A 16958-nucleotide genomic window follows, 5' to 3' on the forward strand; every position below is an offset into this window, starting at 1 on the left:
ATAAGGCGAGTTTTAATTTGATATAGTAGACGATAAAGAAATTAGTGTTTTTTAGGTTTAGAAACAGCCCAAATTACTGTGCATAAAAAAACCTCATCAATTAAGATGAGGTTTTAAATATTTGTAAAATAATGTTTTTATTATTTAGGATCTAAAATTGTACCAATTCTATCTACAACATCTTGTAGGTGATAACGAGTTAGCGTATTGCCTCTGTTAGATGCTGCTTTTGCATCACGTTGTAAACGTTTTAACTCTCCTCTTGCTACAGATTTTACATCAGATTGATTGATTGTAATACCAGTTGTTTTTCTGTAACCGCTATTGCTACCTCTTTGGTCTGATGCTTTATTTAATAGATAATCTAACCTGTCTAAATAAGCTCTTTGTAAGTTTCTTCTGTAGGTGTCAATAGACTTTCCTGTATAAATTTCACTCCAAACTCCTTTTCTTAAATCGCTCATCATGCTAATTAAAGAGTAAGCTTTAGAACCATTAGAGGTTTCATTTTCTATCATACGTGCCATTCTACCAGCATCTAATATATTATTTAAAGTTCTTGCTTGTAAACCTCTAACTCTTTCTACAGAACCAGAAAATTCAGTTTTGCTAAAAATGTTTTGATCTAACATCCAAGTAGGTGTTTTAAATAACTCATCAATAACAAATTGTAAAGCTTCTTTTTGAATTGCTTTATCTACAGGAGTGTACACAGCACCTTCTTGGTCTGTGGTTTTAAAGTTTTCGTAAACCCCACCAACATTTGCTGTTACATGCCCCATATATCTATTAAACTGACTTAAAACTTGTCCGTACATGGTAGATAATTCGTCATAATTTTTACCTTTTTCAGATGTCCATTCCTCTAATCTAGGTAAAATTCTTTGTAAATTTTTAATACCATACATAGAAGCTTTCATAGCGTTATCTCCTAAATCTTCTGTTTGAGAACTAGGATCTACAACTCCAGATGCTTGTTGATGTCCAAACCTGTACATTGGGTCTCCTGCATGCTTTAAAATCCAAGAGTCTAAAATTGGTTTTTCATCAATAGCACTTTTATCTAAAATAGGTCTGTATCCCCAAGAAATTGCATATTTATCGTAGGTACCAATATTTGGCATTAATGCAACACCTTTATCTTCTGGTTGTGCAACGTAATTAAAACGAGCATAATCCATAATAGAAGGTGCTGTTCCGTACTTTTTAGTAAAAGAAGCAGAGCGTAAAGAATCTACTGGATACGCTGTAGAACTCCCCATATTATGAGGTAATCCTAAAGTGTGACCAAGCTCATGAGAAGAAACAAAACGAATTAAACGTCCCATAGTTTCTGTTTTAAAATTGTTACCTCTTGCATCAGGATTTATTGCTGCAGTTTGTATAAAGTACCAATTGTGTAATAAGGTCATTACATTATGGTACCAGTTGATATCTGATTCTAAAATTTCTCCTGATCTTGGGTCACTAACATGAGGACCGTTTGCATTTGGAATAGGAGAAGCTAAATAACGAATTACAGAATAACGAACATCTTCTGGGCTATACTCTGGATCTTCTTCTTTAGTTGGTGCCATTTTACCAACAATTGCATTTTTAAAACCTGCAGCTTCAAAAGCAACTTGCCAATCGTTTACACCCTGTATAATATAAGGAACCCATTCTTTAGGAGTAGCTCTATCTACATAATAAACAATTTGTTTTTTAGGTTCTACTAATTCTCCTCTTTTAAATTTTTCGATATCTTCATCTTTTACCTCTAAACGATATCTATCTAAATAAGTTACGGTTTTACTTTTTTGAGCTTCTAAGCCATAATCTACTTGTCCGCGTGCAAACCATCCTACACGTTCATCAAAATAACGTCTTTTCATAGGTACTTTAGGTAGTAGTATCATAGAGTTACTCATCTCTAAAGTAATAGAACCTAGTGCCTTGTTTGATGGAGCTTTACTTGCAAAATAAGTTTTTACATGTCTAATTTCTATGTTCTGTGGGTAACTACTTACGCGGTCTATATAAGAACGATCTTTATCCATTCTTGTTGCACCATAAGCTTTTCTATAAAAATCTGGAAAACCTAAAGGTTTTATATCTGTTGCAAATAAAGCGGTAGCATCTATAACGGTTGCCGTAGAATCTTTACTGATTGCTTTTATTGGAAAAGAAAATAAAATAGGCTCTAAATTAGAGTTTACAACAGCCTCATGTACGGGTAAAATAGTATCAGCAACTACATCGTAAGAAACAATTCTTAACAGAATTTGTTTCTTTTTCTTTTCCCAGCGTAGTACTTGTGTATTGGTTTTTCCGCCACCAAAACCAATACCATTTGCAGTTTTAGCAATTCTTGTAACCATTAGCATTTCTCTTTTTATAAGAGAATCTGGAATCTCAAAAAGATACTCGTTATCTTTTTTGTGTACTTTAAATAAACCTTCATCAGTTGTGTAGTCTTTGGTAACTACTTTACCGTAAGGTTGAATGTCTCCTTTTTTAGGGGTTGGTTTTTTAGTTTTCTTTGCTGTCTCTTTTTCTTTTTTCTTCCAAAATTGGGCATCCATTTCTGTAGAAAAACCAAGTACAAAAGCTACTAAAAGTAATTTAGTAAAAAGTCTTTTTGTTATCATTAAAGTTATATTTGAATTAAGACACAATTTAGGGAAACTATAAAAAAGGAGTCTTAAAGAAAGCTTAAAGAAATGTTAAAGGAAAGCCTCTTATTTAAATAAAAAATAGACTAAAATGTAAGAAGTGTTTTTATAATTATTTTAGGTGTTTAAGGATGTTTTAGCTAACAATATTAAGCTATAAATTATTTAAAAGTAAGTGTGATAACTTTAGTTTTTAGATGAATATATTAAAAAGAAAAACTCATATACAATTAATTGTATATGAGTTTTTCTTTTTATAAATACTAAAAGAGTTTCTTTTAGTAAGCTCTTTTGTCGCTTCCTTCGTAAAAATTAATAAAGGCTTGGTTTACAACTCTCATTCCTCCCGGAGTAGGATAATTACCAGTAAAATACCAATCACCAAGATTATCAGGACACGCTTTGTGTAAACCTTCTATAGATTGATAAATAACTTCTACACCAGCCTTAATATCTTCTGTTTTTAACATTTCTGCAATTTTAGCAGAAATTTCTTCAGGTTTAAAAGGATTGTAAATTTCTTTAACGTAATTTATAATTTCTGTATCTGCTTTGGCTTGTTGTTCTTTACATTTTTTGTAAACATCGTCTACAATATGATATTGATTGGTATCTTTTAACAATTCTAAAGCTGCCTTAAAAGCAATAAAATCATCAATTCTAGCCATGTCAATTCCGTAACAATCTGGGTAACGAATTTGTGGAGCAGAAGAAACTACAACTATTTTTTTAGGACTTAATCTGTCTAAAATTCTAATAATACTTTTCTTTAAGGTTGTTCCACGAACAATACTATCATCAATAATAACAAGGTTGTCGGTAGGTTTTACAACACCGTAAGTAATATCATATACATGCTCTACCAAATCATCTCTACTGCTATCATCAGCAATAAAAGTTCTTAATTTTGCATCTTTAATTGCTATTTTTTCAAAACGAGGTCTTTCAGATAAAATTTCTGTAACTCTTTGCGCAGATAATTTTGTACCACCTGCTAATATTTTAGCTGTTTTTTGTTGATTTAAAATATCTTCAGCAGCTTCTGTCATTCCGTAAAAAGACGTTTCCGCTGTATTTGGGATAAAAGAAAATACCGTATTAGAAATATCACTGTTAATAGAGTCTAGTACTTTAGGAAACACATATTTTCCTAAATTTTTACGCTCTTCGTAAATAGAAGCATCACTTCCTCTAGAAAAATAAATACGTTCAAAAGAACATGCCTTGTTTTCTCTTGGTTCTAACACCTTTTTTATAGAAGTTTTTCCACTCTTTTTAATAATTAAAGCATGTCCTCTTTTTAATTCTTGAACATCATCAATCTTAACATTAAAAACAGTTTGTATAACAGGTCTTTCTGATGCAACAACAACTACTTCTTCATCTTCATAAAAGTAAGTAGGTCTAATTCCGTTTGGATCTCTCAAAACAAAAGCATCTCCATGTCCAACTAAACCTGCCATTGCATATCCACCATCCCAGTTTTTAGAAGATCTTTTTAATACCTTTTTAAGACTTAAATTTTCTTCGATAAATGGAGAAGCGTTTCTTTTATTAAAACCTTCTTTTTTAGCTTGTTGATATAATTTACCAACTTCATCTTCTAAAAAATGACCAATTTTTTCCATTACAGTTACCGTATCGGTAGACTCTTTTGGGTGCTGACCTAACTCAATTAACTCCTCTAACATTTGTTTAGAGTTTGTCATATTAAAGTTACCAGCAACTATTAAGTTTTTGTGCCTCCAATTACTTTGGCGTAAAAAAGGGTGTACACTTTCTATACTATTTTTACCAAAAGTACCATAACGTACGTGTCCTAAAAACAAATTACCAACATAAGGCATGTTTTCTTCTTGCCATGCAACATCGTCTTTTTTATCTGGATTTTGTTCTAAAATTCCATTTAAACGTTCGTTAATTTGAGCAAAAATATCTTGTATAGGTTGCGATTGGTTAGAGCGCACTCTACTAATATATCTTGTGCCTGGGGCTACATTAAATTTTATGCTAGCAAAACCTGCACCATCTTGACCACGATTGTGCTGTTTTTCCATTAATAAATACATTTTATTGATTCCGTAAAAAGCAGAACCGTATTTGTCTTTATAAAATTGTAAAGGCTTCTTTAATCTAACAAGTGCAATTCCACATTCGTGTTTAATAGCATCACTCATTGGTAGTTATCGTTTTTGTAGGGGTTGTTATAAATAAAAAATCCGCAGCAAAACCTGCGGATTAAAATTAAGATATTTTTATATCAAACTGTGTTAAATCTTTAAAATCTTGTAAGCGAGATTTAACTTCTGCGCCTGTAAGTTCTTGCATTCTATCGGTACCAAATTTCTCTACACAGAAAGAAGCCAAGTTAGAACCATATATAACTGCATTTTTCATGTTGTTAAAAGAGATGTCTTCTGTTTTTGCTAAAAACCCACAAAAACCACCTGCAAAAGTATCTCCTGCTCCCGTTGGATCAAAAACTTCTGCTAACGGTAATGCCGGAGCATAAAACATATTTCCTTCATTAAATAACAAAGCACCATGTTCTCCTTTTTTGATGACCACATATTTTGGTCCCATTTCATGAATCTTTTTAGCCGCATTTACCAAAGAATATTCTCCGGATAATTGACGAGCTTCTTCATCATTAATGGTAATTACATCTACTCTTTTTAAAACGGTATGTAAATCTGCCAAAGCAATATCCATCCAAAAGTTCATCGTATCTAAAACTACTAATTTTGGTCTTTCTGTCATTTGGTCTAAAACAGATGCTTGTGTTAAAGGGTGTAAATTACCTAACATTACAATACCTGCATCTTTAAAACTTTCTGGAACCACAGGGGCAAATGTTTCTAAAACATTTAATTCTGTAATTAAAGTATCTCTAGAGTTCATATCATTATGATACTTACCACTCCAGAAAAAAGTTTTACCTTCTTTGTCAACTTCAATTCCATCGGTATTAATTCCTTTAGAATTCATCATTTCTAGATATGAGGCAGGGAAATCTCCACCAACAACAGAAACAACGCCTGTTTTTACTCCAAATTGACTTGCAGCTAAACCTACATAAGTTCCAGAACCACCTAATATTTTGTCAGTTTTCCCAAAAGGAGTTTCAATAGCATCAAAAGCTACTGTACCAACTGCTAATAATTTACTCATTTCTTAGATTTTATACGTAATTTTGCATTCTAATAAGAATGCTTTTTTAAAAGTGCAAAAATAAGTTTTAAAAATGACTATCAAAGAAATACAAGAAGAAATTATTGATGAGTTTTCTATGTTTGATGATTGGATGGAACGCTATGAGTACATTATAGAGTTAGGAAAATCGTTACCAATGATTGATGATGCACACAAATTAGATGAAAATTTAATAAAAGGTTGTCAGTCTAAAGTATGGTTATATTCAGAATTAGAGAATGATACTATTAAGTTTTCTGCAGATAGTGATGCTATTTTAACCAAAGGAATTGTGGCATTATTATTGAGGGTTTATTCAAATCAAAAACCAGCAGCTATTTTAGCAGCGGATACAGATTTTATTGATGAAATTGGTTTAAAAGAACATTTATCACCCACAAGAGCAAATGGTTTAGTTTCTATGATTAAGTATATAAAAATGTATGCAATTGCGCAACAAACTAAATTATCAAATTAAGATTTTAAAGAATGACAGATAAAGAATTAGAAGTAATAGGTGATAAAATTGTAAATGTTTTAAAAACAATTTATGATCCAGAAATACCAGTAGATATATACGAGTTAGGTTTAATTTATGATGTTTTTGTATCTGAAGAAAACAATGCAAAAATATTAATGACCTTAACTTCACCAAATTGCCCTGTTGCAGAAAGTTTACCTGTAGAGGTAGAAGATAAAGTAAAAACTTTAAAAGAAATTGAAAATTGCGAAGTGGAAATTACGTTCGATCCTACTTGGACACAAGATATGATGAGTGAAGAAGCAAAGCTAGAACTTGGTATGTTGTAAGTAGTTATTAATGTTAAGTTTTGAATGATTAGTTAAAAGTGCAAACTTTAAAACTTTGAAACTTTGAAACTTTGAAACTTTGAAAAATGGCAGAAGAAATTATAAATAGAGTTGCAAATAGTAAACTAAAAACTTTTGATTTAGAAGAAATCTATCCAGAAGGAAAACGGGTTTTATTTGATGTAAAAGATTGGTTGTTTCAAGAGTTAATTTTAAAAGAGAAAGACTTTAGAGAATCTGTAAAAAACCATGATTGGTCTCAGTACAAAAACTCTTTTGTTGCTATTTCTTGTTCTGCAGATGCTATAATTCCTTCTTGGGCTTTTATGTTGGTTGCTTCAGAATTAATACCGTTTGCAAACAAAGTAGTGATAGGTAATTTAGAGTTGTTAGAAACCGTTCTGTATCAAGAACTAATAGGTTTTTTAGATTTTAAAGAATTTACAGATGCACCTGTTATTATAAAAGGATGTGCAAATAAGCCCATCCCAGATTCTGCTTATATATTTTTAATTGAAAAATTACAACCTGTAGCAAGGTCTATCATGTTTGGAGAAGCTTGCTCAACAGTACCTTTATATAAAACTAAAAAATAATTTTAACGTTTTTACAGTTACTATTATTTTTATAATAGCTTATAACCATGAGAAGACTATCACTTCTTTTATTACTTGTTATTTCTACTTCTTTTTATGCACAAAAAAAGAAAAAAGATACGCTGCCTGTTCCTAAATGGAAAATTCTAGGAAGATTTACGTTTGTTTTTAATCAGTCTTCATTTACAAACTGGGTTTCTGGTGGAGAAAATACTGTGGCAGGAGATATTAATGTTCACTACGATTTTAATTACAAAAAAAAGAACATTAACTGGGATACAAGAATATTAACAGGTTATGGTTTAAGTCATTTAAATGGTAAAGGATATCGAAAAACAAATGATAGATTTGAATTAAACTCTTTGTTGGGGGTAAAATCTGGTAAAAATTGGTTCCTTTCTCAATTTCTAAACTTTAAAACACAGTATACAAGAGGTTACAATTACAAAAAAACACCGCCATTACCAGTTTCAGATTTTTTATCACCTGCCTATTTAAGTTTAGGGCCAGGTATGTTATGGAAAAAATCGGATAACTCAAATATAAATATAGCGCCTGCTACTGCAAGGTTAACAATGGTTAGCGATTTTTTTTCAGGGCAATTTGGGGTGGATGAAGGAGATAATACTGCTTTTAGTTTAGGTTTTAACTTAGCCAGTTATTTTAAATTTACGGTGATGGAAAATGTAGAAGTAGAAAATGTTTTAACCGTTTATTCAGATTATCTAGATCAGCCAGAAAATCTAGATATAGAAAATCAAATGAATATTCGTTTTAAAGTGAATAAGCACATGAAAATGCACATGACTTTTCATGGTGTAATGGATGATAATGCTTCTAGCAGAATACAGTTTAGACAATTATTTGGTTTAGGGTTAAATTATAGTTTTCATGAAAAAGTGACTTATTAATTTTTTTATTGTCTAAACAATAAAAGCGTATTTTTGCACGCTTAAAATTAAATATTAAAAAAATTTAAAAATGAAAAAATTATCAATCTTAGTTTTATTGGTATTCGTTAGTTTTTCTGTAAATGGACAAACAGCAGAAGAATTAAAAAAAGAACAAGCTCCTAAAAAAGCACAAATTGCTAAATTACAAGGAGAAGTAAATGCTTTACAAGCAAAAATTGATGCACTTCCAGGATGGAGAAAAGGTGCTTTTGGTACCGTTGGTGGTAGTCTTTCTGGTTTTAATAACTGGTATTCTAAATCTGCTGCAAACTCATCTGCAGGTAACATTGGTATTACTGTAAATGGTTTTGCTAATTTAATTGAAGAAGATTTTTTCTGGAGAAACTCTGGATCTATTAATTTAGGCTGGGTAAAGTTAGATGATAAAGATGACCCAAGTGATAATGGATCTTTTGAAGCTGCTACAGATGTATTTACTATTAGCTCTTTATATGGTAAAAGATTAAACAAAAAGTGGGCACTTTCTGGTTTAGCAGAATACAGAACTACTATTATAGAAAACTTTAATAACCCAGGTTATTTAGACTTTGGTATTGGTGCTACTTGGACACCTACAGACAACTTAGTTGTTGTAATGCACCCAGGAAACTACAATTTCGTTTTTAGTAATGGAGAAAGTGTTTTTGAATCTTCTTTAGGTGCAAAAATTGTTGCAGATTACACTAAAAAATATGGTAAATTAAGTGTAAAATCTAACTTATCTATCTTTCAAAGCTATGAAGATGCAGATTTATCTAACTGGACTTGGACAAACTCTTTTGGTTACACAATCTGGAAAGGAATTGGTGTAGGTTTAGAAGTTGGTTTACGTGATAATAAACAAGAAGCTTTAAACTATTTACAAACAAGAGATATAAATCCGATTCCTTCGGCAACTTTTGACACTGTAGATAATAAGTTACAAACTTACTGGTTATTTGGTATGAGCTATGCTTTTTAATTAGCATCAAAATATATTTTATTAAACCTTAAGAAGAAATTCTTAAGGTTTTTTATTTTCCTTACTTTTACATTCTAAACCTTTATTGATGACATTATTAATAATTTTCGCTACAATCTCTATTTTCTTTTCATTCTTGTGTTCTATTTTAGAAGCGGTGTTGCTTAGTATTACACCAACTTTTATCAACCTTAAAAAAAATGAAGGGCATGCGTTTGCTACTGAATTAGAAATTCTTAAAAAAGACGTAGACAAACCTTTAATTGCAATTTTAACAATTAATACTATTGCACATACAGTTGGGGCAATTTTAGTAGGTGTGCAAGCTAAAGTGGCCTATGCCGAAATGTATGGAACTTCTGTTAAAACTGTTTTTGGAATTAAAATAACAGAAGATGTAATGGTAGGTGTAGTTTCTACAATAATGACAATTTTAATTCTTGTGGCTTCAGAAATTATACCAAAAACAATAGGAGCAACGTATTGGAAGCAATTGTCTAATTTTACTTCTAAAGCTTTAAAAATTATGATTTTTCCACTAAAGTGGACAGGTTTTTTATGGCTATTACAGTTAACTACAAAATTAATAGGAGGTAAAGGTCATGGTAGTGTTTTAAGTAGAGAAGGCTTTTTGGTAATGGCAGATATGGCAGAAAAAGAAGGTGTTTTTCAGAAAAGTGAGAGCAAGGTAATTAGAAACTTACTAGGGTTTAAAGAAATTAAAGTAAGTGATGTAATGACGCCAAGAACTGTTTTAGAAATAGCAGATGAAAGTCAGACTATAAAATCTTTTTTTAAAGAACATAAAAAAATACGTTACTCTAGAATTCCTGTTTTTGCAGAAAATCCAGATCATATTACAGGTTACTTTTTAAAAGATAATTTGTTAGAAGCAATTATTAACGGAAAAGGAGAAGAAAAACTAGAATCTATTAAGAGAACTATTTTAATTACCAATAGAGATTTATCGATTCCCGATTTATTTGATACCTTAATTAAAGAAAAAGAACATATTGCCTTAGTAGTAGATGAATACGGTTCTGTAAGCGGTATTGTTTCTCAAGAAGATGTTATAGAAACATTATTAGGTTTAGAAATTATGGACGAAAGTGATTCTGTTGCAGATTTACAAGCCCATGCAAGAAAATCTTGGAAAGACAGGGCAAAAAGAATGGGGATTATAGACGATAAAAAAGAGGAATAGTTTTATTGTGTAATGTTGTAAACATAAAAAAAAGACAGTGAACATCAATAAAAAACTTGACGAGAAAGAAGAAGTTAATCAAAGCAAAATTGAAACACTTGCTCATGAAGAATTAGAATCAAATTCTTGGATTATTGACAAAGAATATAAATATTTAAAAAATCTGAATTTTTATATTTCAATAATTAGCGACCTAGAATATGTAATAAATTGTATCTCTGAACTACAGATAATTCGAGAAAAAGAAAAACATCAAAAAGAAGAAAGAATTCTAATTAAAAGATCTTTATTTATCAGTGTTATTACTACTTATGGAAGATGCTTTACATGTACAAAAAAAAATGGAAGAATTTGGCTGAACAAAAACCTAATAACTGAATATTTCCCAAAAAACTCAGACATTAATTCAAAGGATTTAATTAAGTTTCATGAATATATTATGAATTTACGTCATAAATATATTGCACACGCTGATGAGAATAATTTTGAATCAACTAGAGCATATATTGAATTTGAATTCGATTATAAATCATTTATCTTAAATTCTAAGATTAAAAATTTTACAGCAGGAATGTATAACTTTGATGAAACTCAAATGAGTAATTTCAAAATTATATCAAATTGTTTTTTAGCAATAGTTGAGATAAAAAAAAGTGAGTTAGTTGAGAAATTGAAAAATGAAATTGGAAATGAAAAACTTAAACAAATAGGAATTCCAATAGCGAAAAGACTAAATATATAAACATTTACTAACACCGTGTAAAAAAAATCGCTTAATTTTAGCTTAATAAAAATTAGTCGCATTTATATAAACTTCTATTTTCCTTCGGAAAATAGCCGTTCATTTTAATCGCAACTTTTCATAACACAAACACGTTAATTGAAAACTAGAAAAGAAAGTTTTTCAGCTTAATTGGTTCTGGTTATAAGTGAGTACTTGTAAAATGATCTATGAAGTTTATGCAATATTTATATTAAATAAATACCCAACCAAAGCAGTTATACCCATGGCGATGGTTCCCCAAAAAGTAATTCTTAGCACTGCTTTTGTAATATTAGAGCCTCCTGCTTTAGCAGCTAATGCTCCTAAAATTATTAAAAAGATAATTGCAGAGCCATAAATAGCATACTCCATACTTTTTAAAGGAAGAAAGATTGTTACTAAAAAAGGTAGTAATCCGCCAACTGTAAAAGCTGCTCCAGAGGCTATTGCCGCCTGAATAGGATTTGCTTTGCTTACCTCGTTTATACCTAACTCGTCTCTAACATGTGCTGCTAATGCATCTTTTTCGGTTAGTTCTTTAGCTACAATTAACGCAGTTTCTTTTTTAAGACCTCTTTGTTCATATATATCTGCCAGCATTTGTAGTTCTAACTCTGGCATTTCTTCTAACTCTATTCTTTCTCTTTCAATATCGGCAGTTTCAATATCTGTTTGAGAACTTACAGAAACATATTCTCCTGCCGCCATAGATAAAGCACCGGCAACCAAACCTGCTAAAGTTGCTAGAATAATGGGCTCTCTTATGTCAGAAGCAGCTGCTACACCTATCGCTAAACTTGCGGTAGATAAAATTCCGTCATTTGCACCAAGTACAGCTGCTCTTAACCAATTACTTCTGTGTATATAATGATTGTCTAAATATTCGTCTAATTCAGCAGGTTTATCATCCATTTTATTTGAAGTTTACTAAAATTATATTCAAATTTTACTCTTCTTCTTTGTATTCATAATACAAAAAGTCATTATAAGGAAAACGTTGAATATGAATTTTCTTTATTTCTTCGTATGCTTTTTCTTTAAAATCTTCTAAATTGTCTTTGTTTAAAGCCGAAATAAAGATAGATTCTACTTCATAATCATTCATCCAAGTTTTTTCCCAATCTTGTAATGTATAATGTTTTTTCTCTCTTTCTGTAACGAGATCATCTTCATCAATGGTTTCATGAGAATAGGCATCAATCTTATTAAAAACCATTAAAGTTGGTTTGTCTGCGCATTTAATATCTGCCAAGATAGTATTTACAGAGGCAATATGATCTTCAAAATTAGGATGAGAAATATCTACAACATGTAATAATAAATCTGCTTCACGTACTTCATCTAAAGTAGATTTAAAAGATTCTACCAATTGCGTTGGTAGCTTTCTAATAAAACCAACGGTATCTGTTAATAAGAAAGGAATGTTTTTAATCACCACTTTTCTAACCGTAGTATCTAAGGTTGCAAATAATTTGTTTTCAGCAAAAACTTCACTTTTACTAATTACATTCATCAAGGTAGATTTACCAACATTGGTGTATCCAACTAAAGCAACTCTAACCATTTTACCGCGGTTTTTACGTTGCACACCCATTTGTTTATCAATGGTTTGTAGCTTCTTTTTTAAGAGTACTATTTTATCACGAATAATACGTCTATCCGTTTCAATTTCGGTTTCACCAGGTCCACGCATTCCAATACCCCCTTTTTGCTTGTCTAGGTGAGTCCAAAGTCTGGTTAAACGTGGTAATAAATATTGACATTGTGCCAATTCTACTTGTGTTTTAGCAGAACTTGTTTGCGCTCTTTGTGCAAAAATATCAAGTATAAGATTGGTTCTATCTAAAATTTTACAATCTAAAACCTTCTCAATATTACGTATTTGAGCAGGAGATAATTCGTCATCAAAAATAGCAGTACCAATATTATTGGCTTCTATATAATTGCTAACTTCCTCTAATTTACCAATACCTAAAAACGTTTTAGGGTTTGGTTTTTCCATTTTTTGAACAAAACGTTTTACGGCAACTCCACCTGCAGTCAACGTTAAAAATTCTAATTCATCTAAATATTCTGTAGATTGAATTTCATCTTGTTGCTGAGAAATAATACCAATTAAAACTGCTTTTTCAGAAATAACTTCGCGTTCGTCTATCATAGATTACAAAAATACAAAGATTTGATTTGTAAAGGCACAAAAAAATCCTCAATAAAGATTAAGGATTTTAATAATTAATTCAAATTCAAATTCAATAATTTTCTTTCTTATAGCAATTGGTTTTTAAGTTTAATATTCATTCAGATTTTAATCATGGCAAATTTATATTAGAAAAAGGTAAGATAATACAGGTTTATGTTAACAAAACATATAATTTAAGTTACGAATAGGAATGGTTTATTTACTTATTTTTACGGTTCACAAAAAAATATATAAATGGGTTCATTTTTTTTATCATCAAAAAAAAGTAAAGATATTTTTACGGTAGGTTTTTATAACGTAGAAAATTTATTTGACACTGTAAATGACCCCAAAACGTTTGATGATGATTTTACAGCAAACGGAAAAAATAATTGGAACCACAAACGCTATCGAGATAAAATTAAAAAACTAGGCTCTGTAATTTCTCAATTGGGTAAAGAGCAATCTTATTATACACCAGCAATTGTTGGGTTGGTAGAGGTAGAAAATGCCAAGGTTGTAAGGGATTTGGTGAATTCTAAAGATTTAAGAAAACATCATTACGGCTTTGTACACTATGATTCTCCGGATGATAGAGGTATTGATGTTGCCCTTTTGTACAATAAGCAATTGTTTGAATTATTAGGGTCAGAGCATTTTCCGTTATATTTAGAGGATGATGAGGGGAAAAGGGATTATACACGAGATGTTTTAGTTGTGTACGGAAACTTAAACGGAGAATTGGTTCATATTTTGGTTAATCATTGGCCTTCTAGAAGAGAAGGAGTAGAAGAATCTGAATACAAACGTGTGGAAGCAGCAAAATTAGCAAGTACTATTGTAGAGGTTATTCAGGCTAGAAATTTTGATGCGAAGATTTTAATTATGGGCGATTTCAATGACGATCCAACCAGTAAAAGTGTAAAAGAATATTTAGTTACAGAAGATTTTTACAACCCAATGGCAAGTATTTTAGACAGAGAAGCAGTTGGTTCTTTAACTTATGAGCGTAAATGGAATTTATTTGATCAAATTATTATTTCTAAAAATTTCTTGGAAAAAAAAGAAGGTAAATTGGTTTTTAAACATGCTGCTGTTTTTAACAAAAAATGGCTAAAAATATTTAAAGGAAAACTAAAAGGAAGTCCGTTTAGAACCTATATTGGTCCATGGTATCAAGGAGGTTTTTCAGACCATTTTCCTGTATATACTTTTTTTAAAAAAGCTAAGTAATGGCTTCTATATTTGGTCATGCAGTTGCCGCCATAGCAATAGGTTCTTCGTTTTCAAAACCTTTTAAATCAATAAAATTTTGGTTAATTTGTATAGGGTGTGCAGTTGTACCAGATTTGGATGTTATTGGTTTTAATTTTGGTATTTCTTACAGTTCTTTTTGGGGGCATCGAGGTTTTTCTCACTCCATCGTTTTTGCACTTCTACTAGGAATTTTCTTTTCACTAATTTTTTATTATCCGCTTTTTAAGGCGGATTACAAAAAAGTTATTTTATTGATTCTTTGTTTCTTTTTATGTACCGTTTCTCATAGTCTTTTAGATGCATTAACTACAGGAGGAAAAGGCGTTGCATTATTTAGTCCTTTTGATAATACACGTTACTTTTTTCCTTGGAAAGTGATTAAAGTATCGCCTATCGGAATTTCGAAATTTTTCTCTCAAAGAGGTGTAAATGTGCTGATAAGCGAATTAAAATGGATTGGAATACCCAGTTTAGTTTATGTTATTGGAATAAAATTATTTAGAAAAAAAGAATAATTACTCTTTACCAAAATCTTTAAAAGCATTTTTTAGTTTTTCATCATTTAAGATGTATTTTTTGTACTTACCATCTCTGTATCTGTAATAAATAAAGAAAGGCATAAACAGAAAAGAAAAGTAAAAAACACCTAAGCCCATAACAATTTGTGCTTTTTCATGTTCTGTATTTACCAAATAGATACCAATTGCCATCCAAATTAAAAAGACAACAAACATTATTTTTAACGTTAACTTCATGCAGCAAAATTACAAAAGTTATATCTTTAATTTCTAATTTATAACCAAATGAAATCAATTTTGTTATTTTTGATTGGATTGCTACTCATTTCTTGCAATCCACCTAAAACAGAAACTCCTATGAATACAAAAATTGTGATTGCACATAGAGGTGCTTCAGGTTATTTACCGGAACATACCATAGAAGCAAAGGCAATGGCGTATGCAATGAATCCAGATTTTATAGAGCAAGATTTGGTGTTAAGTAAAGATGATGTTCCTATTGTTATTCATGATATTTATTTGGATGATGTAACGGATGTTGCTACAAAGTTTCCTGATAAAAAAAGAGAAGACAATCGTTTTTATGTAATTGATTTTACTTTTAATGAGTTACAAACCTTAAAAGTGTCGGAACGTTTTAATCCAGAAACGGGTAAGCAAGTGTATGCAAATCGTTTTCCGAAAGGAAAAGGAAATTTTAAACTGCATTCTTTTAAAGAAGAAATAGCACTGATACAAGGGTTAAATAAATCGACAGGAAAAAATATTGGAATTTATCCAGAAATTAAAGATCCTGCTTTTCATCAAAAAGAAGGAAAAGATTTAACGGCAATTGTATTAAAAACACTTTCTGATTATGGTTACACAACAAAAGCAGACAATTGTATTTTACAGTGTTTTGATGCCAAAGAATTAGAACGAATTCGGAAAGAATTAAAAGCAGACTTGTTTTTAGTTCAGCTGATAGAATTCCCAGAAGAAGCAAAGCAATTAGAATATTTTGCAACTTATGCAGATGGAGTAGGACCTTGGTACAAGCAGATTTTAGATAAAAAAGTAGCTGGTAAATGGCAGTTTACTAGTTTTGTATCTGAGGCACATAAACTTGGTTTAAAGGTACATCCTTACACTTTTAGAGCAGATGCTTTAGATGAATTTACTAGTTTTGATGAAATGATGAAAACCCTTTTAATTGATGCAAATATTGATGGCGCTTTTACAGATTTTCCAGACAAAGTTTCGGCATTCTTAAAAAAGTAAAAATTACATTAAAAAGTGGTAAAAATAAATTGAAATTCTATTTAGTTGCAGTATTTTTATTTTTTAAATCATAATTTATGAGCACAGAAGTTTATTCTATAAAACACGATAATAATACTTTAGATCTTTTTAAAGCAGATAAAAAATTATACAGTTCTAAATGGTTTATGGAGTTTGGTAAATTTGGTTCTGAGCTTTTTAATTATCAAGATAAAATCATTTTTTACATTTCTAAAAAATTTAAATTTTGGAAATGGAAAATGGTATTTACTATAAAAGATGATCATGGAGTTGTTACAGAATTAATTTCTGAGAATGCTAAAAAAACAATATATTCTATTAATTTTAATGATCTTACGTATCAACTAAAAATACATCATCATAAGAAAAAATCAATTTATAAAAATGGTACTAAAATAGCAGAGATAGATGAATCTTTTTTAGATACGGGTTTTAATGATTTTATTAAACTTCAACTTTTAGAAGAGAAAGATTTAAAAATTTCTTTTTTATTATTTTCCTGTTTAAAAATAGGTGAAGTAGATCAAAAGGCGAAAACGATAATTACAAGCCAGAAACAATTAGAACCGAATGAGGAACCTTGGAGTTAA

Annotated in this window: 17 protein-coding genes; 11 read left to right on the plus strand and 6 right to left on the minus strand. The window is 30.4% G+C overall.

The genetic code is table 11. The features are described 5' to 3' along the window. Positions 1–140 precede the first annotated feature (140 nt). The 3 genes from WG951_RS13965 to WG951_RS13975 all read right to left on the minus strand — a co-directional run bounded on the left by WG951_RS13965 (position 141) and on the right by WG951_RS13975 (position 5825). Positions 141–2630, minus strand: coding sequence for a zinc-dependent metalloprotease (locus WG951_RS13965; protein ID WP_245893454.1), 2490 nt, complete (start codon positions 2628–2630; stop codon positions 141–143). A gap of 302 nt (positions 2631–2932) precedes the next feature. After that, the gene (locus tag WG951_RS13970) at positions 2933–4831 is read right to left on the minus strand and encodes an amidophosphoribosyltransferase (RefSeq protein WP_105047565.1); all 1899 of its coding nucleotides are present in this window, start codon (positions 4829–4831) and stop codon (positions 2933–2935) included. Between the two features lie 67 nt (positions 4832–4898). After that, entirely contained in the window at positions 4899–5825 is a 927-nt protein-coding gene (locus tag WG951_RS13975; RefSeq protein ID WP_105047566.1) for a PfkB family carbohydrate kinase, read from the minus strand. A 73-nt stretch (positions 5826–5898) separates the two neighbouring features. Here WG951_RS13975 and WG951_RS13980 point away from each other — a divergent pair, with 73 nt between their 5' ends. From WG951_RS13980 to WG951_RS14010, 7 genes are all read left to right on the plus strand, one after another. Then, positions 5899–6324 (plus strand): SufE family protein, encoded by a 426-nt coding sequence (locus tag WG951_RS13980; protein WP_105047567.1) that lies wholly within the window; start codon positions 5899–5901, stop codon positions 6322–6324. Positions 6325–6335: 11 nt separating this feature from the next. Next, positions 6336–6656, plus strand: coding sequence for a DUF59 domain-containing protein (locus WG951_RS13985; protein ID WP_105047568.1), 321 nt, complete (start codon positions 6336–6338; stop codon positions 6654–6656). 86 nt (positions 6657–6742) lie between these two features. Then, the gene (locus WG951_RS13990) at positions 6743–7252 is read left to right on the plus strand and encodes a DUF2480 family protein (RefSeq protein ID WP_105047569.1); all 510 of its coding nucleotides are present in this window, start codon (positions 6743–6745) and stop codon (positions 7250–7252) included. A gap of 47 nt (positions 7253–7299) precedes the next feature. Beyond that, positions 7300–8163 carry a DUF3078 domain-containing protein gene (locus tag WG951_RS13995; protein ID WP_105047570.1) on the plus strand — a complete coding sequence of 288 codons (864 nt, stop codon included), beginning with the start codon at positions 7300–7302 and terminating at the stop codon, positions 8161–8163. 70 nt (positions 8164–8233) lie between these two features. Then, positions 8234–9166, plus strand: coding sequence for a DUF3078 domain-containing protein (locus WG951_RS14000; RefSeq protein WP_105047571.1), 933 nt, complete (start codon positions 8234–8236; stop codon positions 9164–9166). 88 nt (positions 9167–9254) lie between these two features. Further along, entirely contained in the window at positions 9255–10370 is a 1116-nt protein-coding gene (locus tag WG951_RS14005; RefSeq protein WP_105047572.1) for a CNNM domain-containing protein, read from the plus strand. A gap of 37 nt (positions 10371–10407) precedes the next feature. Beyond that, a complete protein-coding gene (locus WG951_RS14010; protein WP_105047573.1) occupies positions 10408–11112 on the plus strand; it encodes a hypothetical protein in 705 nt (234 codons plus the stop codon). A 216-nt stretch (positions 11113–11328) separates the two neighbouring features. On the opposite strand, the gene WG951_RS14015 is transcribed toward WG951_RS14010, so the two are convergent. Further along, a complete protein-coding gene (locus WG951_RS14015) occupies positions 11329–12045 on the minus strand; it encodes a VIT1/CCC1 transporter family protein (protein WP_105047574.1) in 717 nt (238 codons plus the stop codon). Positions 12046–12079: 34 nt separating this feature from the next. Beyond that, positions 12080–13291 (minus strand): GTPase HflX, encoded by a 1212-nt coding sequence (gene hflX / locus WG951_RS14020; protein WP_105047575.1) that lies wholly within the window; start codon positions 13289–13291, stop codon positions 12080–12082. Positions 13292–13567: 276 nt separating this feature from the next. Here hflX and WG951_RS14025 point away from each other — a divergent pair, with 276 nt between their 5' ends. Next, on the plus strand, positions 13568–14545 hold the full coding sequence (locus tag WG951_RS14025) for an endonuclease/exonuclease/phosphatase family protein (protein ID WP_105047576.1): 978 nt from the start codon (positions 13568–13570) through the stop codon (positions 14543–14545). Beyond that, on the plus strand, positions 14545–15084 hold the full coding sequence (locus tag WG951_RS14030; RefSeq protein WP_105047577.1) for a metal-dependent hydrolase: 540 nt from the start codon (positions 14545–14547) through the stop codon (positions 15082–15084). The genes WG951_RS14025 and WG951_RS14030 overlap by 1 nt, the downstream gene beginning before the upstream one ends. On the opposite strand, the gene WG951_RS14035 is transcribed toward WG951_RS14030, so the two are convergent. Beyond that, positions 15085–15324 (minus strand): hypothetical protein, encoded by a 240-nt coding sequence (locus tag WG951_RS14035; protein ID WP_105047578.1) that lies wholly within the window; start codon positions 15322–15324, stop codon positions 15085–15087. 48 nt (positions 15325–15372) lie between these two features. Between WG951_RS14035 and glpQ the strand changes: the two genes are divergently transcribed. Beyond that, positions 15373–16347, plus strand: coding sequence for a glycerophosphodiester phosphodiesterase (gene glpQ, locus WG951_RS14040; RefSeq protein ID WP_105047579.1), 975 nt, complete (start codon positions 15373–15375; stop codon positions 16345–16347). 77 nt (positions 16348–16424) lie between these two features. Further along, positions 16425–16958, plus strand: coding sequence for a hypothetical protein (locus tag WG951_RS14045; protein ID WP_105047580.1), 534 nt, complete (start codon positions 16425–16427; stop codon positions 16956–16958).

The organism is Polaribacter butkevichii (genome assembly GCF_038024105.1).
GTDB classification, from domain to species: domain Bacteria; phylum Bacteroidota; class Bacteroidia; order Flavobacteriales; family Flavobacteriaceae; genus Polaribacter; species Polaribacter butkevichii.